This window comes from Curtobacterium sp. BRD11 (assembly GCF_031844345.1).
Taxonomy (GTDB): domain Bacteria; phylum Actinomycetota; class Actinomycetes; order Actinomycetales; family Microbacteriaceae; genus Curtobacterium.
Window position 1 is genome coordinate 348,474 of sequence record NZ_JAUZUZ010000002.1, and the last position, 22,669, is coordinate 371,142.

Below are 22,669 nucleotides of genomic sequence, written 5' to 3' on the forward strand. Positions count from 1 at the left end.
CCACCAAGGAGAAGCAATGCGTACGAAGAAGTTCGCGGCAGCAGCTGCCGTGGCCCTGACCGTCGCCCTCGGGGTGACCGCGTGCTCCAGCGCCGGCAACACCGGTGCTGGTGGCAGCGGTGGCACCAAGGAGATCGGGGACGTCAAGGGGGACGGCAAGACGCTGACCGTGTGGGCGATGACCGGGGACTACTCCGACAAGACCATCGCCGCGATCAACGACCAGTTCGAGAAGGAGACCGGCGCGAAGGTCAAGGTGCAGATCCAGCAGTGGGACGGCATCACGACCAAGGTCTCGACCGCGCTGGCCACGAACACGCCGCCGGACGTCCTCGACCTCGGCAACACGCAGGTCGCGAGCTACGCCGCGAACGGCGCGTTGCTGGACCTCACCCCGTACGAGTCGGACCTGGCACAGGGGCAGACCTGGCTCGACGGCCTGTCCGACCCGGCCACGGTGGAGGGCTCGCTCTACGGCGTCCCCGGTTTCGCCGGCGCCCGATCGGTCATCTACAACAAGCAGATGTGGAAGGACGCCGGCATCACGGAGGTCCCGACCACCTACGAGGAACTGACGGCCGACCTCGACAAGGTCAAGGCAGCGAACACCGCGAAGGACTTCTCCGCCTTCTACATGCCCGGTCAGTACTGGTACGCCGGGATGCAGTTCGTCTGGGACGCGGGCGGTGACATCGCGACCGAGGACGGCGGGACGTGGAAGGCCGGGTTCGGCGACGCGAAGGCGCAGCAGGGCCTCGAGGACTTCCGGGCGTTCGCGAACGCGTACTCGACGAAGGCCTCGGCCACCCTCAACACCGACAGCCCGGACATGAACCAGGTCTTCGCGGACGGCAAGACATCGGCCATCCTCAGCACCAGCGGCACGCTCGGCCTCATCGAGCAGGCGAACCCGGAGATGACGGCGGACACGATGGGCACCTTCCCGTTCCCGGGGAAGTCCGGGAAGACACAGCCGGTCATGCTCGGTGGATCGGACTGGGGCATCGCAGCGAAGTCCGGCAACACCGACCTGGCGCTCAAGTGGGTCGAGATCGCGTCGAGCCCGGACGTCCAGAGCAAGTACGTCTACGGCGACAACGGCTGGATCCCGAACAGCACCGAGGGCATCAAGGCCGCCGACTCCAGCCTGAGCGAGATCAACAAGGCCTTCTTCACCGCCGCGTTGAACTCGAAGGCGACCCCGGCCAACGCCCGGTGGGCCGACCTCGAGGGTGACCAGAGCATCAACACCCTGTTCTCGAGCATCGTCTCCGGTTCGAAGACGCCGGAGGAAGCCGCGGCGACCTTCGACAAGGCCGCCGACGACGTCCTGAACAAGCAGTAGGACGACCCACCAGGACAGTGCGGGCGCCGTCGTCACGCGACGGCTCCCGCACCGCCCGCCCCGACCGGAAAGGCCAGACGTGACCGTCTCAGCCACCCGCTCGAGCACGGAGCGCCGCAGGCGCCCCGACCGCTCGCCCGGGGATCGTCCCGGCGGCGCTCCGCAGCGCCGGGCAACCCGCTCGTTCGCCCCCCTCTGGCTCCTGACCCCAGCAGGGCTCGTGCTCGTCTTCGTGACGGTCGCCCCCATCGTCTTCCTGGTCTTCACGTCGTTCACCGACTACGACCAGCGCTCGCTCTTCACCGGTGCGTACGACGCCGTCGGGCTGGCGCAGTACGGGCAGATCCTCTCCGACCCGGCCTTCTGGGCATCGCTCGTCCGCACCGTGCTGTTCACGGCGGCGATGGTCCTCGGGAGCATCCTGATCGGCGCGGGCGTCTCGCACCTGATGACCCGGCTGGGCGTGGTGCTCCGCTACGCCGTCACGATCGTCCTGATCTGTGCGTGGGGCATGCCGAACGTGGCGTCCTCGCTCGTGTGGAACTGGCTCTTCCAGCCGGGCTACGGGGTCGTGAACTGGGCGCTCACGCAGCTCCGGGTCTTCGGCGACATGACCGACACCGACTGGGGCAACAGCGCCGGCCTGGCGTACACGTCCATCTGGATGCTCGTCGTCTGGCAGGCGGTGCCCTTCATCGCGCTCACCCTGTACGCCGCCGAGACGCAGATCCCGATCGAGGTGAAGGAGGCCGTCCGGCTCGACGGCGGCTCCGAGTGGACGGTGTACCGCGTCGTCACGATCGAGTACCTCCGACCGACCCTGCTCCTCGTCACGATGCTCTCGATCATCTGGGACTTCAACGTCTTCAACCAGATCTGGCTCGTCTCGCAGGGCGGTCCGGACGGTGCGACGTCCACCCTCGGTGTCTTCACCTACGTCACCGCGTTCGTCGGGCACGACATCGGGACCGGCTCGGCGGTCGCCGTGATCGCGGCGCTGATCCTCATGGCGCTCAGTGCCCTCTACATCCGGAACCTCGTCCGATCGGGAGAAGAGCTGTGACCACCGCGATGCCGACGGGCGTCCCCGTCCGAGCCGACGTCCCCGAAGCCGTCCCCACCCCCGAGGGCGTCGCGGCGACGAGACGCATCCGCCGTCGCCGGCGCCCCGTGCGCTGGATCAGCAGCTCCATCGCGATCGTGTTCTGCGTCGTCTGGATCTTCCCGGTCTACTGGATGATCAACACGGCCTTCAAGCCCCGCTCCGAGGCCCTGACCAGCACCCCGCTCTTCGCTCCGGCTCACCCCACGCTCGACAACTTCGTGACGGCCTTCACCCGAGCGGACTTCCTGGTCTACCTGGGCAACTCGACCATCGTCGTGGCAGGGGCCGTCGTGCTCTCGCTGGCCCTGGGCATCCTGGCGTCGGCGGCACTCTCGCGGTTCCGGTTCCGTGGCCGTCGCACGATCCTCGTCACGATCCTGCTCGTCCAGATGCTGCCGGGGACCGCACTGCTCATCCCGCAGTTCCTCATCTTCAACCAGGTCGGCCTCACCGGTACCTACGCGGGGCTGATCCTGGCCTACGTGGCTGCGGTGCTGCCGTTCTCGATCTGGGTCATGCGCGGCTTCTTCCTCGCGATCCCGATGGAGGTCGAGGAGGCAGCGCGCATCGACGGTGCCAGTACGTGGCAGGTCCTGACGAAGGTGCTCTTCCCCCTGGTGATGCCGGGCATGATCGCGACGAGCGTCTTCGCGTTCATCGCCGCGTGGAACGACTACATCGTCGCGTACACGTTCATGCAGGACCAGGCGCACTACACGCTGCCCGTGTGGCTCGCGTCGTTCACCACCCAGACGACCGGCACCGACTTCACCGGTCAGATGGCCGCGTCCGTGCTGTTCTCGCTGCCGGTCGTGGTGTTCTTCATGATCATCCAGCGCAACCTGGTCTCGGGGATGTCGGCGGGAGCGGTGAAGGGCTGACTCGACGGACGGGAGGCACGGTGCGGGCCCGCACCGTGCCTCCCGTCCGTGCGCGTCAGGTGCGCGGCGCCGGGTCGGGTTCCCCGAGCAGCCGGGTCGTCCAGTCGGCGAGGGCCGCGACCGCCGACCGCGAGACCGCCGCTCCCGGCACCATGCTCGTGAAGCCGTGGAACGCACCCGGCCACACGTGCAGCTCGGCGTCGACCCCGGCGGCCCACAGCGCGCTCGCGAACGCCACGGTCTCGTCGCGGAAGACCTCGGCGCTGCCGCAGTCGACGTAGGTGCGGGGGAGTCCGGACAGGTCCTCGGCGCGCGCCGGTGCCGCGTACGGGGAGACGTCGTCGGTGCCCCGGCGCTCGCCGAGGTACGCGCCCCAGCTGAAGTGCATCGCCTGGCGGTCGGCCACGCCGACGCCGTCGATCTGCCGGGTCGACACGGAGGCATCGCGGTCGTCGAGCATCGGGGAGACCAGGACCTGCGCGAGGACCTCGGGGCCGCTGCGGTCCCGGGCAAGCAGGACGGTCCCCGCGGCGAGGCCCCCGCCAGCGCTCTGGCCGGCGACGACGATGCGCGCCGGGTCGATGCCGAGCTCGTCGGCGTGCTCCGCGACCCAGACGAGTCCGGCGTAGCAGTCCTCGACCGGGGTCGGGTCGGGATGTTCCGGGGCGAGACGGTAGTCCACGCTGACCAGCACGACGTCGTGGTCGAGCAGCCAGTCGTCGTACGAGTCGAGGTTGCCGAGGTGGTGGCCCATCACCATGCCCCCGCCGTGGATCGTGTAGACGCCCGTGGTCGGACCGGTCCGGCCGGCGCGCTGGATGACCGCGAGGTCGATCGGGTCACCGCCGTGTCCGGGGACGGTGATGCGCCGCCGCTCGAGCCCGCGGGCGCGCAGGCGGTCGTCGAGCTCCTGCTCGGTGATCTCGAGCGCACGCATGCGGGGGAGGGCTGCGGCGTCGATCGTGAAGGGACCGCGGGCCTCGAGTGCGGTGAGGAAGACGCCGAGCTCGGGGTCGAAGGGCGGTCGGGGCGAGGTGGTGTCAGGCACGGGAGGACTCCTGGTGGTGGTCGGCGGACGAGGAAGAGGAAGAGGACGTCGACGGCATCGGCGGGGTCAGGGTCGGGGTCGGTTCCGGCGTGCCGACGCCGCGTCGCGCGCGGAGCACCCCGACGGCGACGAGCAGCGCCGCGACCACGGTGATCACGGCCCCGGCGACCTGCAGCGCACCGACGACGGCGGCAGCGTGCGCTGCCGTGGTCCGGGCGACGGTCACGCTGCCGGGGACGAGCGCGGCGAGCACCGTCCCGATCGCAGCGATCCCCACCGCCGTGGCGAGTTCGCTCGCGGTGTCGACGAGTGCCGCCCCGATCGACGTGCGGTCCGTCGGGAGCCCGGACAGGACGCTGGCCCCGGCGACCGCTCCGACCACACGCATCCCGGCCGCGACGAGCACGAGGGCGACCGCGACCGCCGGGTACCCGGTGCGCCCGGACAGGGTGAACACGGCGAGCCCGGCGACGACGGCCGTCGCGCTCGTCCACGCGGCCCGATCGAGCCCGACCCGCCGGACGACGGGCCCGACGAAGCGGCCGCTCGCGAGGAGCACCACGACCTGGGGCAGGGTGCCGAGCGCGGCGAGGGCCGGCGGCCACCCCCACGCAGCCTGCAGCTGCAGGGTCACCGCGTAGGACAGCCCGGCGGTGGCGAGCCCGGCGGCGGCCTTGTACGCCAGACCGCTCGCGACGAGGGGCCGTGCCACCAGGGTGAGGTCGAGCAGCGGGTGCGGGGCCGTCCGCTCCCGCACGACGAAGCCCGCGACGGCGGCGACGGTGGCGGTCGCCGCGGCCCAGGTCGGCCAGCCGGTGGTGGACACGGCGAGCGTCGGGGTCACCAGGACGCCGACGACGGCGGCCGTGCCGAGCACGGCGCCGACGAGGTCGAGCGGGTGCCGGTGCAGGTCCGCCGGCCGATCGGCCACGATCCCGGAGCGGATGCCGACGAGCGCGACGAGGGCGATCGGCACGTTCGCCACCAGGAGCACCTGCCACGGCGCCACCGCGAGCACGAACCCGCCGATCGTCGGGCCGACCGCCAGCCCGACGAGCCCGGCGGTCGACACCACGGTCAGCGCCCGGACGCGCAGGTCGTCGGCGGAGAAGAGCCGGAAGGTCAGGGCCATCGAGCCGGGCGTGGTCATCGCGGCGGCGAGGCCCGTGAGGACCCGGACGACGACGAGCTGCTCCACGCTGGTCACCAGGACGGTCGCGGCGCTCGCCGCGGCGAGCAGCACCAGCCCGACGAGCATCGTGCGGCGGCGGCCGAACCGGTCGGCGACCGCCCCGAACAGGAGCATGAGCCCGCCGAACGCGACCGAGTACGCGCTCGAGACCCACTGGAGCGAGGCAGTGGACGCGGCGAGGTCCCGACCGATCGTCGGCAGGGCGACGGTGAGGACCGAGTTGTCGAGCATCTCGAACAGGAACACGGCGGACAGCCCGGACAGGGCGATCCACGTGTCACGGAGACGGGCGGGTGGGGTGTGTGCAGACACGGGTGCACTCCTTCGATGAAGAAGTGGCGACTCCCGTGAGACGCGTGCACGCTCCCGTCCGCCCGGCGGAGCAGGATTTTTCCCTCTGGGCGTGACTGTACCGCGATCGCGGTCGACCGCGCCACCACCGGGTGTACGCAGGACCCATGAGCCGTCCCCGCAGCCCCTTCCGTGGCCTCCGCGCCCTCGTCACCGGCGCCAGTGGGGGGATCGGCGAGGCGGTCGCCCTCGGGCTCGCCGCAGCCGGCGCCGACGTCGTGCTGGTCGCCCGGTCCGAGGGCCGGCTCGACGGACGAGCGGCTCCGGACCCAGGTCGACCTCAACTGCGCCGCGGTCGTGCGGCTCGTGCACGCGTTCCTGCCCGGGATGCTCGAGCGCCGGCTCGGTGGTGTGATGACCGTCGCGTCGACCGCCGCGTTCCAGCCGACGCCGCAGATGGCCGTCTACGGCGCGACGAAGGCGTTCGTGCTGTCGTTCACCGAAGCGGTCTGGCAGGAGAACCGGGGGAGCGGGGTGCGGTTCCTCGCCCTCTGCCCCGGCCCCACCGCGACGGGCTTCTTCGACGAGGCCGCCCGGGGAGCGGGGTCGGCGGGCGTCATGGAACGCGGGCGGCAGTCGGCTGAGCAGGTCGCGGCCGTGGGGCTCCGGGCATTCGCGCGGCAGGGCGGCCCGACGGTGGTGTCCGGCCTCGGCAACGCCGTGACGGCGAACGCCCACCGGTTCGTCCCGCGCGGACTGATGGCACGGATGTCGGCGCTCGTCACCGGCGGAGAGTGATCGCTGAGGTCGGCCGCTCAGTGCAACGAGTCGCTCACCCGTAGCCCTCGTCGTACAGTCGCCACCCGTCCTCGGTGTGGCGGAAGCAGAACTGCCACCCCTCGACGGTCCCGGGGTCGGCGCCGCTCGTGTTCGTCTCGGTGACGTCGACGGGGATGCACTCCTCGGCGACCCCGCCGCGCTCGTCGGCCGGGATCCGCTCGACGGCGCCGACGTTCCGGTGGGCGAGCAGGTCCGGGTGCTCGTCGAGCCAGGACGTCGGCTGCCGCTGCCCGCACCACGCCTGGTCGGGTGACGACGGCGCGTGCGCAGCCGTGAGGGCTTCGGTCACCGCGCAGTCGTGGGCCTCGGCTGCGCGGAGGTAGACGCGGAGGACCTGCTCCGACGAGGCGCTCGCCGGAGGGAGGCGTCGCGCGGTCTCGGCAGCGTGCTCGAGGTGCACGCCGATGCCGACCCCGGTGGCGACGACGGCCAGCGCGGCAGCCGCCACGAGGACCGGCAGGACCCGTCGTCGTGGTGCTCGGTCGTGCGTCGTGTCCGTGGCGCCTCCTTCGACAGCGGTCGGATCCCCCTTGCTCGACCCTGACACTGCAGCGCTCCCGTCGGCATCCCCCTGCGGGACGAAGCCGACCGGCCGGTCGGCCGGTCGGCTCGTCCTGTCACCCACGAGCGGGCAGGACACGCCGCTCGTCGTCCGCCCGGAGGGCGGAGGACGTCGGTGTGCGGCTCCGGACGTGACGGATCTGGCCCGCTCGCCGGGCCGGACGCACCCACGACGCTGACGGACGGGAGGCGCGGTGCCAGCTGGCACCGCGCCTCCCGTCCGTCACGTGGCTGGCTAGGCGTTCGCGCCCTCCGCCAGCACCGCAGCAGCCGGGTCGAAGTCCTCCGGCAGCGGCTCCGGCTTCGTGATGCGCGAGGTGATCTCGACGGGCTGGCCGGAGTCGGCGGCGTCCCGGATGCCGAGCATGACGTCGAGCGCGTGGGACGCGACGGCACCGGAGGCGCGCTCCGGGCGGCCCTCGGCGATCGCACGTGCCATCTCGACGACGCCCGTGCCGCGACCCCAGGTCGAGCCCTTGTGCTCGAGGGTCGTCGGTTCGTCCTTGCCGAGCGTCCACAGCGTGCTGTCGCCGTCGAAGACGTTCGGGTCCGGCAGCACGATCGTGCCCTCGGAACCGTTGATCTCGACGAAGCCGTTGCGGGGCAGGGCGTGCTGGAACGACAGGGTCGTCTGCGCGGACTGCCCGTCGGCGAACGAGATGAGCGCGGCGTGGTGCGTGGGCACCTCGACCGCGAACTCGGTGCCGGCACGGGGGCCGGAGCCGATCACGCGGGTCTCGCGGGACTTCGACGACACGGCCTGCACGCGCGAGGCCGAGCCGAACGCGTGGAGCAGGGTCGTCACGTAGTACGGGCCGATGTCGAACAGCGGACCGGCGCCCTCGGCGTAGAGGAACTCGGGGTCCGGGTGCCACTGGTCCGGGCCGGGCACGTGGAACATCGTCGTCGCGGTGAGCGGCGTGCCGATGTCACCGCGGGCGATGGCGCGGATCGCGGTCTGGATGCCGGCACCGAGCACGGTGTCGGGGGCGGTCGCGTACCGCAGGCCGGCGGCCGACGCGGCGGCCAGGAGCGCCTGGGCGTCCTCGGCGGTGGTGGCGACCGGCTTCTCGCTCCAGGTGTGCTTGCCGGCGGCGATGATCTGCTGGCCGACCTTCGCGTGCTCGGCCGGGATCGTGATGTTGACGACGATCGAGATGTCGTCGCGGGCGAGGAGCTCCTCGACCGTGCCCGACGACGGCACGCCGTACTTCTCGGCCTGCGATGCCGCGCGCTCGAGGATGAGGTCGGCGACCATCAGGACCTCGACGTCGGCGAACTGCGTCAGGTTGGTCAGGTACTGGTCCGAGATGTTGCCGGCACCGATGATGCCGACTCCGACGCGGCTCACTTGTCGTTGCCCTTCAGCCACTCGAGCGACTCGGTGATGCCCTGGAAGACGTCGCCCGAGTACGCGTCGAACTCGACGACGCGGATGGCCTGCGGTGCGGCGGCGAGGATGCCCCGCACGTCGACGTCGCCCTGGCCGGCCGGGGTCTGGTTCTCGAAGGCGCGCTGCAGTGCCTCCGGCACGACGAGGGCGCTCTCGGACGAGGGCAGCGCGGTGAGGATGTCACCGTCGACCTTGCCGTCCTTGACGTGGATGGCGACGACGCGGTCGCCGAGCGACTGCAGGACGGCCGGGGCGTCGGCGCCGCCGACGGTCGCCCAGAAGGTGTCGACCTCGAGGACGGTCTCCGGCGAGAGCTGCGACACGAAGAGCTCGTAGACGGTCTTGCCGTCGACCTTGTTCGTGAACTCCCACTGGTGGTTGTGGTACCCGAACTTCAGGCCGCGCGCGGTGGCCTCGGCGGTGAGCTCGTTGACGCGCTCGGCGATCTTCGCGACGTCGTCAGCGGTCTGCCAGCGGTCGGTCGGGATGAACGGGTCGATGACGGTCTGGATGCCGAGGCGCTGGGCGGCGTCCCAGATAGGCGCGGTGTCCTCGGCGTCGATCACGGCGACGTGGCCGGACGGGGCCTTCAGGCCCGTGGCGGCGAAGGCCTTCTCGAGGTCGGCGGCGCGCTCGACGAACGCGTACGGCTCGACGTTCTCGTAGCCGATCTCGCGCACCCGGGCGATGGCCTTGTCGAGGTCTTCGGCGATGGCGTCGCGCAGCGAGTACAGCTGCACAGAGGTGGTGGGCATGGCAGAGGGCTCCTTCGGTCCTGTCAGGTTGTCGGGGCCCGTCGAGGATCGATGCTCCCCGGCGAGATCGAGACCGACGCTACCCCAAAAACCACCCGCTGTGTAGTTTTTGTCGCGCGTCGCCGGTGCCGCACTCGCGCGCCGTCTGGACGACACGTGTCGATCACCCCTCGGGAGATGTATGCTCGCCGACGGAAAACCTTGCAGTACAAGGTTTCCGATCGACTCAAGGAGGCGTCATGAGCACACCCGAACCCGGCAGCCCCGCACTGCTGGACCCGGAAGCGGGCATCACCCAGCCCGTCAGCACCGTCAAGGTGGGGATCGGCTACCAGGTCGCCCTGTTCCTCGGACAGTTCGGCCTGTTCGTGGCGCTCATGGCCCCGGTCTACGTCAGCATGCAGATCAAGGCACAGGCCCTGGTCGGCGACGACGCGGCGAACGTCATCGGCTCCGTGCTGCCGATCGGCGCGTTCGGTGCGCTCATCATGAACCCGCTGGCCGGCGCGCTGTCCGACCGGACCCGCACGCGCTGGGGCCGCCGACGCCCGTGGCTGCTCGGCGGTGTCGTCGTCTTCGCGATCGCGCTCGCCTGGATCGCCTACGCGCCCGACGTCCTCAACCTGACGCTCGGCTGGCTGCTCGCGCAGCTCGCCGCGAACGCCACGCTCGCCACCCTGCTCGCGAGCTTCGCCGACAACGTGCCGCAGCTCCAACGCGGCCGGGCGTCGAGCATCATCGCCCTGGCGCAGAACACCGCAGTGCTCGCCGGCACCTACCTGTCGGTGTTCTTCGTCGCGAACCTGCCGGTGCTGTTCATCGCTCCCGGCATCCTGGCGATCGTCCTGGTCGTCGTGTACGCCCTGGTCGCCCGTGACGACCTGCCCACCTACAAGCTCAAGCCGTTCACCTGGATCAACCTCATCTCGTCGTTCTGGACGAACCCGATCAAGAACCCCGACTTCGCGTTCGCGTGGTGGTCGCGCTTCCTGATCATCCTGGCGACGTTCATGTTCACGACCTACCGCCTGCTCTACATGCAGGAGCACCTCGGGATCGCGGACCTGAAGGAGGCCACCGAGGCCGTCGCGTTCGGCGTGCTCCTCTACACGCTCGCCCTGCTCGTCAGCGCGGCACTCTCCGGCTGGGCGTCGGACCGGATCGGCCGCCGCAAGGTCTTCGTCGGCGGATCGACGGCGCTGTTCGCGGTCGGCCTGGTGATCCTCGCCCACGCCGACACCGTGACGGGCTTCTACGTCGCCGAGGTCGTCATGGGCTTCGCCTACGGCATCTACTCGGCAATCGACACCGCGCTCGTCGTGGACGTGCTGCCGAACGCCGACCGTCCGGGCAAGGACCTCGGTGTGATCAACATCGCGAACGCACTGCCGCAGTCGCTCGCACCCGCCATCTCGCTCTTCTTCCTGAAGATCGGCAGCAGCCACCCCGACAACTACGAGCTCATGTGCTGGGCCGCCGGGATCGTCGCCCTGCTGGGCGCCCTGGTGGTCATCCCGATCAAGCGGGTCCGCTGACGCCCGTCGCACTGACGGACTGGCGCGCCCCGCTCAGCGGCAACGCGAAGCGTTGTGCGGGGCGCGCCGACCGAGCCTGCGAGGGAGGACGGTGCCAGCTGGCACCGCGCCTCCGGTCCGTTCGTCTGGCGTCCGCCGTCGGTCCGCAGGTCGCGTCGTTACCGTGGGTCGGTGCGCTCCACCGACACCCGTTCCTTCGACTCCCCGGCCGGCACGATCGAGGCGGTCGTCGACGGCGACGTGACCCGCGCCCTCGGGATCCCCTACGCGCAGGCCGAGCGCTTCGCGCCGCCGTCGCCGCAACCGCCGTTCAGCGGGCCGTTCCGCGCGGACACCCCGGCGCCCGTCCCACCGCAGCCGAGCGCGCAGTTCGTCGACCAGCTCCTGCCGTCGATGGACCACCTGCAGGTCGACGAGCACTGCCAGCGACTCAGCATCACGGTGCCCTCGGACGTCCGACCCGACGAGCTCCTGCCCGTGGTGGTCTGGGTGCACGGCGGGTCCTACGTGCTCGGCGGCGGTGACCTGCCGATCCACGACGCCCACGACCTGGTGACCGAGCAGCGCGTGGTCGTCGTCACGGTGACCTACCGGCTCGGGGTGCTCGGGTTCCTCGGTGACGGCGAGACGGTGCCGGCCAACCTCGGACTGCTCGACCTGGTCGAGGCGTTCCGGTGGGTGCAGCGGAACATCGCGGCGTTCGGCGGGGACCCCGACTCCGTCACCGCGTCCGGGCAGTCCGCCGGAGCCGACGCGATCGCGCACCTCATGATCAGCGAGGGCGCCCGCGGCCTGTTCCGCCGCGCGATCGTGCAGAGCGCGCCGCTCGGGCTCTCGCGCGGGCGGGCGCGGATGAACCGGGCGATGGTCCGGGCCGTCGGGTCGGTCGCGGCGGACACGTCGCTCGACGAGGTCCTCGAGCGGCAGGCCCTCGCGACGAAGGCCGGTGGCCGGTACGGCCTGGCCGGCGGCATGCCGTTCGGCACGCAGTACGGGTTCGCACCGTTGCCCGCCGAGCGCGACACCGACCGGGCCTGGCGGTCGGTGGCACCGGAGGTCGACGTGCTCATCGGGTCCGGCTCGGACGAGGCGGGCATGTACGTGCCGCTCGTCCCGGGGCTCCGGACGGCCGCGCGGTCCCGCCTGGTCCGACCCCTGCTGCGCTGGCTGCTCGTGCGGCCCCTGTCCGAGGTGATCTACGGCCGCGATGCGCGGCGCTTCGCCGATCGTCACCGGGCCGCCGGTGGACGGGCGACGGTCTACCGGTTGCTGCGGCACCCGTCCGTGGCGCCGGTCGGTGCGGTGCACATGAGCGACCTGCCGTTGCTGCTCGGCGGTCGGTCGGCGTGGGTGGGCAGTCGCTTCGTGCCGGAGCGGGACTGGCCGGAGGTCGAACGGCGCGGGCGGGCGTTCCGGGCGATCTGGGCGGAGTTCGCGCGGACCGGACGGGTGACGGCGGCGGACGACGAGACGCTGGTGTTCGACCGGGGGTGACCTCCACCGGGCCCGTACCGGCTGCACCGCGAGGGGCCGGGGCACTCGGCCCCGACCCCTGCGACGGTGTGCTGCGGTGTCGCGGTGCTCAGCCGCGACGCGTCGCCCCGATCGCCCAGACCCGGGGCGGTTCGACCCCGTTGACGGCGTGGTCGCCGACGATCCGGGCCTTGAACACCCACGGGTTGTGGCTCCCCGCGGTGCGGGCGTTCCGCCAGTGCCGGTCGAGGTTCTTCGTCGTGCTCACACCCGAGGCCGCGAGGGCGTCGAACAGGTGTGACGTCGCCGTGGTCGCGAGGGACGTGAGCGAGACCTGCGCCTGTGCGGTCGCGAGCTCGGCGCGGTCGTTGCGTCGCTCGTCCTCTGCCTCGTCGAGGGCAGCACCCTCGTACGCGGCCTGCAGCGCCTCGGCTGCCCGGTCGACGATCGCGGTCGCCGCGAATCCGGCCGCGGACACCTCGCCGACGACCTGCAGGATCTGCGGGTCCGCGGCGAAGGTGTCGGCGTTGCCGTGCGAGAACACCCGGTTGCGGTTCCTGACCTGCAGCGCGATCTCCCGCTCGGCGGCCAGGACGGAGCCGGCGAGCACGGTGAGGAGCACCGCCTGGTAGAACGCGGTCTGGTACTTGAACCGGTCGTCGAACAGCACGACCGCGTCGGCCTGCACGACGGCGTCGGTGAACGTGCTCGTCCCCGAGCCCGTGGTCCGCTGGCCGAAGCCGTCCCAGTCGTCCGAGTGGGCGACCCCCGGCTGGTGTGCGTCGACGATCGCGATGACCCGCTCGCCGGTGTCGGTGCGCTCCGCGTACGTGTCGATCCAGTCCGCGAAGATGCTGCCCGTCGAGTAGTACTTCTGCCCGCTGACGCGGAAGGTGCCGTCGTCCTGCGGCGTGACCTTCGTGACGACGTCGCCGACCTGCACGGCCCCGACCTCGGTCCAGGAGTTGCCGGCGATCTCGCCCCGACCGAAGCGTCCGAGCCAGGCATCGCGTTCTCCGGAGCGCCCGACGAGACGGTCCTCCACGAGGGCGAAGTGCCCGCGCAGGGCCTGCGGGATGTTGCTGTCCGCGGCGGCGAGCTCGGTGAGCAGGCGGAAGAGCTGCGGGAGGGTCGCGCCCGCGCCACCGAACGCGACGGGGACGCGGACCGCGCCGAACCCGGCGGCTGCGAGTTCGCGGATCTCGTCGAAGGGGAGCCGATGGTCCTGCTCCCGCTCGGAGGCGCCGGCGGCGATGCGGTCGAAGATCGGCCGGAAGCGACCGGCAAGGGTCTCGTAGTCGACCGGTGCGGTGGTCTGGGCGGTGCCGAGCTGGTCGGCCGTGGTGTCGGTCATGGTGTCGTGCCTTCCGGGTTGCGTGTGCGGGTGCTGTTCAGGCGGTGGCCGTCGGTGTGACGACCTGGGGCTGGGCGGGGGTCGACGGTGCTCTGCGAGCCCCGCGTCGGGAGAGCACGGCCGCGCCGACGAAGACGACGAGCGCGACCAGGGCGGCGCCGACGGTCCACGCGGCCCCGGCCGGCCACCGACCGGAGAGCCCGAGGAGCGCCGGCGCGGTCGTGGTGGTCTGGCTGGCGAGGACGAGGGCCCAGGCGGTGTACCGGCCGAGGTCACGACCCAGGGCGAGCAGGAGGAAGAAGAGCGTCCAGAGCCCGGCCCAGGTCGCCCACAGCACGGCGAGGACCGGGTCGACGGTGACGTTCGTGACCGCGAAGACGACGGCGATCGCGGCGACGAGGCCGCAGAACCAGCCGAGCCCCGTCGAGCCGAGCCCCGCGAGCGCGTCGATCCCCACGTACAGGTAGGTGAGGCCGAAGAGGAACGTCCCCGCGATCGAGAGCAGGACGGGCAGTGACCCGTCGGCCGTGACGGAGACGGCCGTGCACAGCACGAGCTGCAGCCCGCCGATCAGGACGTTGAACACACCGCTGTCACGGCCGGGGACCCGACCGAGCAGGGTGAGACCGTTGATGAGCAGTGCCGCTCCGGAGAGCACCAAGCAGATGTACGCCATGGCGACGACCGTGGCAGCGAGGGGACCGCCGCGGAAGGGTTGTGTCGCACTGTGTCCGACGGTGACGATCCGTGACGTCGAGCGCTCACTGCTGCTCCCGACGTCGCTCGCCCCCGGACGGGAGGTCGCGCGCACACCGCTCCGTGGGCAGGATCGACCACATGCCCGACGCCGACCTCCGCGCCCGCATCGTCTCCGGTGCCGCCGATGCCTTCCGTGACGGCGACTTCCACACGGTCGGCCCGGACGACGTCGCCCGTGCCGCCGACGTCACGGTGGCCGAGGTGCACCGCGTGTTCCCGTCGTGGGAGCTGCTCGTCGTGGCCGTCGTCGACCGGTGGACCAAGGACGGGCGCGATGCGCTCCGCGGGGTCGCCGAGCGGGAGGGGGCCGTCGCGTACCTCCGAGCCCGGCTCGACCGCGGGCACCGGCACCCCGCGGTCGTGCGGGTCCGCGTCGCGCTGCTCAGCGCGACCTCGACCCCGGGCCACCCGGCGTCGGGGTGGTTCCGGCAGCAGTACACGATGCTCTTCGAGGACGTGACCCTCGCCCTCGTGCGGGACGTCGTCGCCGGTCGTGAGTCCCGCGGGGCCTCACCGCGGCACGCCGCCGAGCAGCTCGTCGCGCTCTTCGAGGGGCTGCAGCTGCAGGCGATGCTCCGCGACGACGCCGACCTGCTCGCCGGGTGGGACCGGGCGGTCGCACGCATGCGGGCCGGCTGGGCCGCCGCCGCCGTCGCGGCCTGAGGGGAGCCGGCAGCGCGGGCACCGGACGTTCGCGCAGCGCCCTGCCGGTACCCGCGGGCACCCGGACGTTCTCGCGACGCCCTGCCGGTGCCGGGTCCTAGGACCCGCGTGTCCCGTGCCCGCGGAGTCCACGGCCGACGAGCAGCACGACGGCACCCACGACCAGGGCGACCGCGACGAGTGCCGGCACCCGGAACGCCAGCGCGGTGACCACGCCACCGATCCCGCCGCCGGCGAGGAACGACCGCACCCCGACGGCCAGCGCCAGGACGACGACCACGGCCAGGGCTGCGACCGGGACGACCCGCTCGACGGGGCGCAGGGGCCCGACCGGCCGGACGTCGGCGCGTCGCCACCACACCGCGGCGACGACGAGCAGGGCGAGCAGCCCGAGCACGCTCGACAGGTCCTGCAGCAGGAAGGGCAGCGGGTACCCGCCGACGGCGCCGTCCCGCAGTGCGGGCCAGGCCCGGACCACGAAGCCGTGCTCGTGGGTGAAGCCGTCCCACACGACGTGCGTGACGCTGCCGAGCAGGCAGCCCACGACCACCGGCAGCACGTCGCGTGCACCGAGCGGCGGCCGGCGACCCCAGCCCCGCGGCAGACGCCGACGCAGCCCCGGGACGACCGGTGACCATGCCGGCCGCACGAGGAACCACCACGTGGCGAGCACCACGAGGGAGACGGCGAGGTCGATGGTCGGGACGCCCCACCACGAGTGCGCGTCCTCGTAGGGCGGCAGGAACGGCGCGAACAGCACCGTGTCCGGCGCCATCGAACCGATCGCGACGGCGGCGACCGGCACGGGAAGGCGACGTGTTGCCAGGGCGACGACCGCGTGGCTGACGGTGAAGGGCACGGTCACGTCCTCGTCATCGGGCCAGGTGCGTGCGGTGCACGAACCACTCGACGCCCTCGGCCAGGGCGACACCGGCGGTGTGCCAGTCGTGGCCACCGTCCTCGATGATGCGCTCCGTCACCGTGACGCCGGCTGCACGTGCGGCCGCCACGACCCGCGGGACGACCGGTCCGTACCGGCTGTCGTCCGCACCGGCCGCGACGAACGCGGCGGAGTCGCGGTACGGCGCCCGCTCGGCGAGCACTCGGAGCGGCTGCGCGGCCTCGTACGCCGCCCGGTCACCGCGGAAACCCCTCGAGACGGTGTCGTCGCGACCCTGCAGGACCGGCACGATCTGTCCCGAGACGTCGATCCACGAACCGAACCGGTCGGGCCGGCCGGCCCCGAGCTGCAGGGCGCAGGTGCCTCCCTGCGAGAAGCCCGCGATGGCCCAGTCCGCCCCGCCGGCGGCAGCGTGCAGGTGCTCGTGGACCCAGGTCGGGACGTCGCGCGTCAGGTAGGTGGCGCTGTTCCCGAGCGGACCGTCGACGCACATCGGGTTGTTCGATGCCCGGGCGAGCTGGTCCGGCATCACGACGATCGGTGCGAGTCCGCGGTGCCGGTGGGCGATCGCGTCGAGCCGGGTCGCCATGCGGCCGGCCTCGACGATGTTCGCCGGAGCGGCGCCGGGTCCCTGCCCGGAGAGCATCACGACGACGGGCAGCTCCGGGGCGTGCTCGACGAGGGCGGCCGGGGGGAGCCAGACGATCGCGGGTCGGGCGTGGAAGTGCGACACGGTGCCCGGGATCCGCACCGAACCGTAGCGGCCGTGGGCCGGCATGTCGCGCGGGGGTCGCCAGCTCGCGGCGTCGACCGGGGCCGATCCCGGGGCCGGGTCGTCCGGCAGGCGGAGGGGCGGCACGTGCGACTGCCCCAGGGCGTCGGCGATCGTGGGGAAGAGCCCGGCGTCCCGGTTCACCGCCAGTCCGCCGGACACCAGGGCGAGGGGGACCAGCAGCGCGGCGACCACCCGGGTCAGCACCCGGCCCCGCCGTGCCCGGCCACCGCGGACGAGTCCGACGACCGCGACCCCGAGCAGTGCGCACACCACACCCGTCCAGACCCGGTCGACCCAGGTGGGCGGGACGCCGAGCACGTCGAGGACGTCGCCGAGGAACCAGGAGAGCATGGTCCCGACCAGCGCTCCCGCGACGATCGCGACGGCTGCCCAGCGCCAGGAGCGGCGGACGGTGGTGAGGACGAGGACGGCGGCGACCAGGGTCAGGGCGTAGAGGGGCAGCAGCACGTGGGCGGACAGGAGCGGCAGGGTGGTCACGGGCGGGTCCGACGGTCGGGACGCTCTCGGACACCCGGCGGGTGACGGGACAGGAGCGGCGTGGTCCAGCGACGGTAGCGAGCCGAGGTGTCCGGACCGGCAGCGGGGAGCCCGTCCCCGGCGGTCTCCCGGCTGATCCTGAGCGATCCTGCACGGGGGGTGGCCGGCCGACGGTCCGGAGCTGTCCGAGCGGCCAGGCCCGGGTGGTCCGTCGACCGTGCGGAGGACCGCACCGTCCCCGCACCGGACGGTGGCGGGCGGCGCGTCTGGGTGTGCCCTCCAGGGGATCCTGGCAAGGTCGGCGGATGGAGTACACGGACTACGACACCCGGCTCGCCGCCTACGGCGTGATCACCGAGGGCGACCGTGTGCTCCTGGCCCGACTGCGGGTCCCCGAGGCCGGCACGTGGACGCTGCCGGGCGGCGGGGTCGAGTTCGACGAGACCGTCGAGCAGGCCGTCGTGCGCGAGGTCCTCGAGGAGACCGGGTACGAGGCGACGTGCGGTCCGCTCCTCGGCGTCCGGCACCACATCGTGCCGAAGGAGCGCCGGATGCACGACAACGGGCGGCCGATGAAGGCGGTGCAGGTCGTGTTCCGCGTGACCGTCACCGGCGGCGAGCTGCGCAGCGAGACGGACGGCTCGACCGACGAGGCCGCGTGGGTCCCGGTCGCCGAGCTGCCCCACCGACGGCACGGGCTGCTCGTGCCGATCGCCCTCGGCTGGGCTCGACGACCGTGAGCGGCGAGGCCACCGACCTGTCCGCCCGGCTCTGGGACGAGCGGGCGCTGCTCGGCGACCTGGTCACCGCTGCGGCCGACCCCGACCGCGTCCGCCGGCTCCTCGACCGGTTGCGCGAGCTGCGCCTGGAGCAGGACGTCCTCGTGCACGCCCTCGCCGAGCAGTGGGGCACCGGTCCCGACACCGCCACGCTCCGGTCGCTCGAGCGTGTCGCACCCCCGCCGTGGGACCTGCTCCTGCCCGAGCACCTGACAGCCCTGGCGAGCCTGACCGCCGAGGTCGCCGCGGTGCTGCCACCCGGCCCCGTGCGCGACGCGTGGGACCGGATCAGCCCTCGAGCACGCTGAGCACGTTGCCCGACGGGTCGGTGAACCACGCGATGAGCGGACCGCCGTGCCGGTTCACCCCGCGCTCGTCGGTCACGCCCTCGTAGCGCAGGAACGTGACGCCCTTCGCCGACAGCTCGTCCACGGCTGCGTCGACGTCCGGCACCGGGAAGTTCAGCACCGTGAACGACGCCGGCTCGTGCGCGGGCCCCTTCGGGTAGACGAGCACCCCGGTGCCGGAGCCGACGTGCAGCACGAGCATGCCGTGGTCCTCGCTCACCGGCAGCCCGAGGACGCCCTCGTAGAACGCCCGCGCCCCGGGGAGGTCACGCACCGAGAACCCGCTGAACGCCGTCGTCGCATCGACCATGCGGCCAGTGAACCACCGCTCCTGTCAGGATGGGACGGTGACCCCGACCGAGCTGTCCGTCGACGCCGCCGTCGAGCGGGCGGTGGCGCTCGCCGCGGGTCCCGGCCGCGCGGTGCTCGGCATCGCGGGGGCGCCCGGGGCGGGCAAGTCGACGCTGGCACGCCGGATCGTCGTCGCCGTCGACGCCGCGCACGGGCCCGGTACCGCGGTGCAGGTCCCGATGGACGGCTTCCACCTGGCGAACGCGGCACTCGACGCCCTCGGCCGGCACGACCGCAAGGGCTCGATCGACACCTTCGACGCGGCCGGCTACGTCGCCCTCGTCCGTCGTCTGGTCGTCGCGGACGACGACGTCGTCTGGGCGCCGGACTTCGACCGCCGCGTCGACGAGCCCGTCGCCGGCAGCATCGCCGTGCCGCGGAGCACCCGGCTCGTCGTCTCCGAGGGCAACTACCTGCTCGACACCGACGCGCCGTGGTCCGCGCTGCCCGGCCTCTTCACCGAGACGTGGGCGTGCGTCGTGGACGATCGTGTCCGCGTCGACCGTCTGGTGGGCCGGCACGTGCGGCACGGACGCGACCACGAGGCGGCCCGGACCTGGGCGCTCGAGGTCGACGGCGTGAACGCGGCGAGGGTCGCTGCCACGGTGACCCGTGCCTCCCGGACGGTCCGGACCTGACCGGAGCCGGACGACCAGGGCGGCCCGACCCGAGCCACCCGACCAGCAGCACCGAAGGACAGGAGCGACCATGACCATCGCCATCACCGGAGCCACCGGCAACATCGGCGGGTCCGTCGCCCGCGCGCTCGCCCGGGCCGGCACGCCGATCCGCATGCTCGTCCGCGACGCGGCCCGGGCACCCGAGCTGCCGGGAGCGGAGGTCGCGGTCGCCTCGTACGCCGACGCGACCGCGTCCCGCGCCGCGCTCGAGGGCGTCGACCTGCTGCTCATGGTCTCCGGCGCCGAGGCGCAGGACCGCCTCGACCAGCACCGCGCCTTCGTGGCCGCGGCCGCGGACGCGGGCGTCGCCCACGTGGTCTACACGTCGTTCGTGGGTGCGGCACCGGACGCCACCTTCACCCTCGGCCGCGACCACTGGGCGACCGAGCAGGCGATCGAGGAGACCTCGATGCGGCACACGTTCCTGCGGGACTCGTTCTACCTGGACTTCGTCGAGGACCTGGTCGGCGAGGACGGCGTGATCCGCGGACCGGCCGGTGTCGGCGCGATGGCCGCGGTCGCGCGGGCGGACGTCGCGCGCGTCGCGACCGAGGTGCTGCTGCACCCGTCGGACCACGCCGACCGGACGTACGAGCTCACCGGACCGGAGGCGATCACCCTCGCCCAGGCGGCCGCCACCGTGTCCGAGGTGCGCGGCCGCGCCGTGACGTACCAGCCGGAGACGGTGGCGGAGGCGTACGCCTCGCGTGCGCGTTGGAACCCGGAACCGTGGCAGGCGGACGCGTGGGTGAGCACCTACACGGCGATCGCCGAGGGTGCGCTGGCGCACGTCTCGACGGACGTCGAGCGGGTGACCGGCCGTCGACCGCTGTCGCTGCGCGAGGTGCTGCAGGCGGGCTGACCCGGCCGGGAGGCACGGGGCGCGTCCGCCGTGTCGGCCGCGGGTACTGCTGCAGTGCTGCAGTGCTGCAGTGCTGCTGCGGGTGCCGGTGCCGCTGCTGCGGGTGCTGCTGCGGGTAGCGGTGCTGCGGGTGCTGCTGCACGACGGGAGGCACGTCGCACCACGTCCTTCCGTGGTGCGACGTGCCGTCGGTTGTTCGAGAGCGCGTCGAACCACGTCCTCGAGTACGAGCCGATCGCCGCGCTTCGCCGCCGCGGCGCGCCGCGCCGCTGCGCCGCGCTGCGCCGCTGCGCCGCGTCAGCGCACGCGTCGGGCCGCGAGCGTCCCCGCGACGCCGAGCGTCAGCACCGCGACGAGCACGACGAGCAGCGGGGCCGTCCAGCTCCCGGTCGCGCCGTGCAGGGCCCCGGCGACGAGGGGTCCCGCCGAGCCGATCAGGTACCCGCCGCCCTGCACGAACGCGGACATCCGCCGGGCGTCGTCGTCGCTCGTGACGATCCGCACGACGATGATGAAGACGACCGTGATCCCGCCGCCCTGCGCCGCTCCGCCGAGCACCGACCAGAGCAGCCAGAGCTGCGGCGCGAACAGCAGCCCGAGGGGCATCGCGAGCCAGAGGAAGGCGACGAGGGCGATGATCGCGCGGGGCGCCCAGCGGGTCGCGAGCACCGGGACGCCGAGCGCGCCGACCACCGCCAGGATCTGGAACACGGACGAACTCGCGCCCGAGGACTCCGCCGAGAAGCCGATCTCGTCGTGCAGCAGCGTCGGGATCCACGCGGTCAGGGCGTAGTACGAGAACGCCTGCCCGCCGAAGGCCAGCGTCAGCCCCCACGTGATGAGCCGGCGCGCGGGTCGGACGGGCTCCGACGCTGCCGACACCGTGCGGATCGACCCGGTCTCGGTCAGGAGCTCGACCGGACCCGTCGCGACCACGGGCTCGACCCGGGCCGGCCGGAGCCACGCCGCGCGCGCCCCGACCGCGTACGTCCACGCGGCCCCGGCGACGACGGCGAACACCGCCCACACGGCGATGGCGACCGGCCACCCGCACGCGGCAGCGATCGGGGCGGTGCCGAGCGAGGTGATCATCGACCCGACGTTGAGCGCCGACGTGTACACGCCGGTCACCAGCCCGACGCGCTCGGGCGAGGTGTCCCGTCGGATGACCACCGGGATCACGACGTTGCCGATCGTGATGCCGATGCCGATGATCGCGGTGCCGACCAGGAGCGCCGCCGCCGACGGGGTCGACCGGACGACCGTGCCCGCGAGCACGATCACGAGCGCCAGCGACACCGCACGCTCCGGGTCGGCCTTCGCGATCACCCAGCTGGCGAACGGCGTCGCCAGCGAGAAGCACAGGACCGGGATCGTCGTCAGGAGCCCGGCGACCGTCGCGGTCAGCCCGAGGTCCACGCGCAGGTCGCCGATGACCGGCGCCGGAGCCACGATCGGCCCGCGCAGGTTGAGGGCGATGAGGACGATCGCCGCCGGCAGCAGCCAGGCCGCGCCGCGGAGTCCGCGACGGGCGACGGTGTTCACCGGTCCCTGCTCACGCCGCCGCGTCCGGCAGCAGGATCGGCAGCAGGTCGAGCGGGGTGGCGGCACGGGCGACGGTGCCCTCGGCCTCGGCGGGGGAGCCGTAGCCCCACTCGGCGAAGACGACCGGCACGCCGTGCACGTGGGCGCCCTCGACGTCGTGCAGCCGGTCGCCGACGAGCACCGGGCGGCTGACGTCGTGGCCGGCCGCCTCGAGTCGTCGCAGGGCCTCGGCGACGACGTCGGCCTTGGCGCTCCGGACCTCGTCGTCGCTCGCGCCGGTGACGAAGTCGAAGTACCCGGTCAGGCCGTAGTGGTCGAGGATCACCGTGGCCGGTGTCTCGGGCTTGCTCGTCGCGGTGGACAGCGGCAGTCCGGCCTCGTGCAGGGTGCGGAGCACGACGTCCATGCCCGTGAACATCGCCGAGTCGAGAGCCCCGTGCGACAGGTAGTGCTCGCGGTACACGGCGAGTGTCCGCTCCGCACCGGCGTCGTCCATGCCCATCGCCGTCCGGAAGGTGTCCATGATCGGCGGGCCGACGAACGACATCAGCGTCGCGTGGTCCGGCACGGGCACGCCGACCGTGCGGAAGGTGTGCGTCATGCTCTCGAGGATCCCCGGGGCGGAGTCGCTGATGGTCCCGTCGAGGTCGAACAGGATGGCGGAGTAGGGGCGCGTCATGTCCTGACCAGCCTAGTCGCGGCGGTGGGGCCGACCACGGGGCGGGCCGGTGGGCGC

The 22,669-nt window shown here is 72.7% G+C and carries 22 protein-coding genes and 2 pseudogenes; 12 read left to right on the forward strand and 12 right to left on the reverse strand.

Annotated features, from left to right (window positions below; translation table 11 throughout):
• Positions 1–16 precede the first annotated feature (16 nt).
• From Q9R28_RS06255 to Q9R28_RS06265, 3 genes are all read left to right on the forward strand, one after another.
• Complete coding sequence (locus Q9R28_RS06255; protein WP_066651228.1) at positions 17–1,345, forward strand: sugar ABC transporter substrate-binding protein; 1,329 nt, start codon at positions 17–19, stop codon at positions 1,343–1,345.
• 220 nt (positions 1,346–1,565) lie between these two features.
• Entirely contained in the window at positions 1,566–2,408 is an 843-nt protein-coding gene (locus tag Q9R28_RS06260) for a sugar ABC transporter permease (protein WP_311205688.1), read from the forward strand.
• Positions 2,405–3,331: a carbohydrate ABC transporter permease gene (locus Q9R28_RS06265; protein ID WP_311205689.1), complete on the forward strand. Its 927-nt coding sequence runs from the start codon at positions 2,405–2,407 to the stop codon at positions 3,329–3,331. Before Q9R28_RS06260 ends, Q9R28_RS06265 begins: the two co-directional genes overlap by 4 nt.
• Before the next feature lie 55 nt (positions 3,332–3,386).
• On the opposite strand, the gene Q9R28_RS06270 is transcribed toward Q9R28_RS06265, so the two are convergent.
• Positions 3,387–4,379, reverse strand: coding sequence for an alpha/beta hydrolase (locus Q9R28_RS06270; RefSeq protein WP_311205690.1), 993 nt, complete (start codon positions 4,377–4,379; stop codon positions 3,387–3,389).
• A complete protein-coding gene (locus Q9R28_RS06275; protein WP_311205691.1) occupies positions 4,372–5,883 on the reverse strand; it encodes an MFS transporter in 1,512 nt (503 codons plus the stop codon). The genes Q9R28_RS06270 and Q9R28_RS06275 overlap by 8 nt, the downstream gene beginning before the upstream one ends.
• A gap of 146 nt (positions 5,884–6,029) precedes the next feature.
• On the opposite strand from Q9R28_RS06275, the pseudogene Q9R28_RS06280 reads away from it, so the two are divergent.
• Both Q9R28_RS06280 and Q9R28_RS06285 read left to right on the forward strand, forming a co-directional pair.
• Positions 6,030–6,156, forward strand: a pseudogene (locus Q9R28_RS06280) (SDR family NAD(P)-dependent oxidoreductase); the annotation flags it as partial.
• Positions 6,157–6,177: 21 nt separating this feature from the next.
• Positions 6,178–6,660: pseudogene (locus tag Q9R28_RS06285) on the forward strand (SDR family NAD(P)-dependent oxidoreductase); the annotation flags it as partial.
• Between the two features lie 34 nt (positions 6,661–6,694).
• On the opposite strand, the gene Q9R28_RS06290 reads toward Q9R28_RS06285, so the two are convergent.
• From Q9R28_RS06290 to Q9R28_RS06300, 3 genes are all read right to left on the reverse strand, one after another.
• On the reverse strand, positions 6,695–7,249 hold the full coding sequence (locus Q9R28_RS06290; RefSeq protein ID WP_311205693.1) for a hypothetical protein: 555 nt from the start codon (positions 7,247–7,249) through the stop codon (positions 6,695–6,697).
• A gap of 249 nt (positions 7,250–7,498) precedes the next feature.
• Positions 7,499–8,614: a Gfo/Idh/MocA family oxidoreductase gene (locus Q9R28_RS06295; RefSeq protein ID WP_311205694.1), complete on the reverse strand. Its 1,116-nt coding sequence runs from the start codon at positions 8,612–8,614 to the stop codon at positions 7,499–7,501.
• Entirely contained in the window at positions 8,611–9,411 is an 801-nt protein-coding gene (locus Q9R28_RS06300; protein ID WP_200884124.1) for a sugar phosphate isomerase/epimerase, read from the reverse strand. Before Q9R28_RS06300 ends, Q9R28_RS06295 begins: the two co-directional genes overlap by 4 nt.
• 239 nt (positions 9,412–9,650) lie before the next feature.
• Between Q9R28_RS06300 and Q9R28_RS06305 the strand changes: the two genes are divergently transcribed.
• Both Q9R28_RS06305 and Q9R28_RS06310 read left to right on the forward strand, forming a co-directional pair.
• On the forward strand, positions 9,651–10,946 hold the full coding sequence (locus Q9R28_RS06305; RefSeq protein WP_209684702.1) for an MFS transporter: 1,296 nt from the start codon (positions 9,651–9,653) through the stop codon (positions 10,944–10,946).
• A 171-nt stretch (positions 10,947–11,117) separates the two neighbouring features.
• Positions 11,118–12,440, forward strand: coding sequence for a carboxylesterase family protein (locus tag Q9R28_RS06310; RefSeq protein WP_311205695.1), 1,323 nt, complete (start codon positions 11,118–11,120; stop codon positions 12,438–12,440).
• An 88-nt stretch (positions 12,441–12,528) separates the two neighbouring features.
• Here the strand turns inward: Q9R28_RS06310 and Q9R28_RS06315 are convergent, their stop codons facing one another.
• Both Q9R28_RS06315 and Q9R28_RS06320 read right to left on the reverse strand, forming a co-directional pair.
• Complete coding sequence (locus Q9R28_RS06315; RefSeq protein ID WP_066651251.1) at positions 12,529–13,773, reverse strand: acyl-CoA dehydrogenase family protein; 1,245 nt, start codon at positions 13,771–13,773, stop codon at positions 12,529–12,531.
• Positions 13,774–13,810: 37 nt separating this feature from the next.
• On the reverse strand, positions 13,811–14,449 hold the full coding sequence (locus tag Q9R28_RS06320) for an AmiS/UreI family transporter (protein WP_311205696.1): 639 nt from the start codon (positions 14,447–14,449) through the stop codon (positions 13,811–13,813).
• 161 nt (positions 14,450–14,610) lie between these two features.
• Here Q9R28_RS06320 and Q9R28_RS06325 point away from each other — a divergent pair, with 161 nt between their 5' ends.
• The gene (locus Q9R28_RS06325) at positions 14,611–15,195 is read left to right on the forward strand and encodes a hypothetical protein (RefSeq protein ID WP_311205697.1); all 585 of its coding nucleotides are present in this window, start codon (positions 14,611–14,613) and stop codon (positions 15,193–15,195) included.
• 97 nt (positions 15,196–15,292) lie between these two features.
• Here the strand turns inward: Q9R28_RS06325 and Q9R28_RS06330 are convergent, their stop codons facing one another.
• Together Q9R28_RS06330 and Q9R28_RS06335 are read right to left on the reverse strand one after the other, a co-directional pair.
• Positions 15,293–16,054: a DUF4184 family protein gene (locus Q9R28_RS06330; protein ID WP_311205698.1), complete on the reverse strand. Its 762-nt coding sequence runs from the start codon at positions 16,052–16,054 to the stop codon at positions 15,293–15,295.
• Between the two features lie 13 nt (positions 16,055–16,067).
• A complete protein-coding gene (locus Q9R28_RS06335; protein ID WP_311205699.1) occupies positions 16,068–17,369 on the reverse strand; it encodes an alpha/beta hydrolase-fold protein in 1,302 nt (433 codons plus the stop codon).
• 305 nt (positions 17,370–17,674) lie between these two features.
• Here Q9R28_RS06335 and Q9R28_RS06340 point away from each other — a divergent pair, with 305 nt between their 5' ends.
• Together Q9R28_RS06340 and Q9R28_RS06345 are read left to right on the forward strand one after the other, a co-directional pair.
• Positions 17,675–18,109, forward strand: a complete 435-nt coding sequence (locus Q9R28_RS06340; protein ID WP_066651264.1) for an NUDIX hydrolase — start codon at positions 17,675–17,677, stop codon at positions 18,107–18,109.
• On the forward strand, positions 18,106–18,456 hold the full coding sequence (locus Q9R28_RS06345) for a hypothetical protein (protein ID WP_066651271.1): 351 nt from the start codon (positions 18,106–18,108) through the stop codon (positions 18,454–18,456). The genes Q9R28_RS06340 and Q9R28_RS06345 overlap by 4 nt, the downstream gene beginning before the upstream one ends.
• Here Q9R28_RS06345 and Q9R28_RS06350 read toward each other — a convergent pair.
• A complete protein-coding gene (locus Q9R28_RS06350; protein ID WP_209684698.1) occupies positions 18,437–18,805 on the reverse strand; it encodes a VOC family protein in 369 nt (122 codons plus the stop codon). The two genes, Q9R28_RS06345 and Q9R28_RS06350, sit on opposite strands and share 20 nt — an antisense overlap.
• Positions 18,806–18,842: 37 nt before the next feature.
• On the opposite strand from Q9R28_RS06350, the gene Q9R28_RS06355 reads away from it, so the two are divergent.
• On the forward strand, positions 18,843–19,484 hold the full coding sequence (locus Q9R28_RS06355) for a nucleoside/nucleotide kinase family protein (protein ID WP_271825923.1): 642 nt from the start codon (positions 18,843–18,845) through the stop codon (positions 19,482–19,484).
• 70 nt (positions 19,485–19,554) lie between these two features.
• Positions 19,555–20,388 carry an NmrA family NAD(P)-binding protein gene (locus Q9R28_RS06360; protein ID WP_311205700.1) on the forward strand — a complete coding sequence of 278 codons (834 nt, stop codon included), beginning with the start codon at positions 19,555–19,557 and terminating at the stop codon, positions 20,386–20,388.
• A 297-nt stretch (positions 20,389–20,685) separates the two neighbouring features.
• Here the strand turns inward: Q9R28_RS06360 and Q9R28_RS06365 are convergent, their stop codons facing one another.
• Both Q9R28_RS06365 and Q9R28_RS06370 read right to left on the reverse strand, forming a co-directional pair.
• On the reverse strand, positions 20,686–21,933 hold the full coding sequence (locus Q9R28_RS06365) for an MFS transporter (RefSeq protein ID WP_311205701.1): 1,248 nt from the start codon (positions 21,931–21,933) through the stop codon (positions 20,686–20,688).
• A gap of 10 nt (positions 21,934–21,943) precedes the next feature.
• A complete protein-coding gene (locus Q9R28_RS06370) occupies positions 21,944–22,612 on the reverse strand; it encodes an HAD hydrolase-like protein (RefSeq protein ID WP_311205702.1) in 669 nt (222 codons plus the stop codon).
• Between the last annotated feature and the right edge of the window lie 57 nt (positions 22,613–22,669).

Bases quoted from the DNA above. Each gene is read 5' to 3' on its own strand.
- Q9R28_RS06325 (WP_311205697.1), top strand. From the start codon at position 14,611: ATGCCCGACGCCGACCTCCGCGCCCGCATCGTCTCCGGTGCCGCCGAT.
- Q9R28_RS06300 (WP_200884124.1), bottom strand. From the start codon at position 9,411: ATGCCCACCACCTCTGTGCAGCTGTACTCGCTGCGCGACGCCATCGCC.
- Q9R28_RS06350 (WP_209684698.1), bottom strand. From the start codon at position 18,805: ATGGTCGATGCGACGACGGCGTTCAGCGGGTTCTCGGTGCGTGACCTC.
- Q9R28_RS06370 (WP_311205702.1), bottom strand. From the start codon at position 22,612: ATGACGCGCCCCTACTCCGCCATCCTGTTCGACCTCGACGGGACCATC.
- Q9R28_RS06255 (WP_066651228.1), top strand. From the start codon at position 17: ATGCGTACGAAGAAGTTCGCGGCAGCAGCTGCCGTGGCCCTGACCGTC.
- Q9R28_RS06305 (WP_209684702.1), top strand. From the start codon at position 9,651: ATGAGCACACCCGAACCCGGCAGCCCCGCACTGCTGGACCCGGAAGCG.
- Q9R28_RS06315 (WP_066651251.1), bottom strand. From the start codon at position 13,773: ATGACCGACACCACGGCCGACCAGCTCGGCACCGCCCAGACCACCGCA.
- Q9R28_RS06360 (WP_311205700.1), top strand. From the start codon at position 19,555: ATGACCATCGCCATCACCGGAGCCACCGGCAACATCGGCGGGTCCGTC.
- Q9R28_RS06320 (WP_311205696.1), bottom strand. From the start codon at position 14,449: ATGGCGTACATCTGCTTGGTGCTCTCCGGAGCGGCACTGCTCATCAAC.
- Q9R28_RS06340 (WP_066651264.1), top strand. From the start codon at position 17,675: ATGGAGTACACGGACTACGACACCCGGCTCGCCGCCTACGGCGTGATC.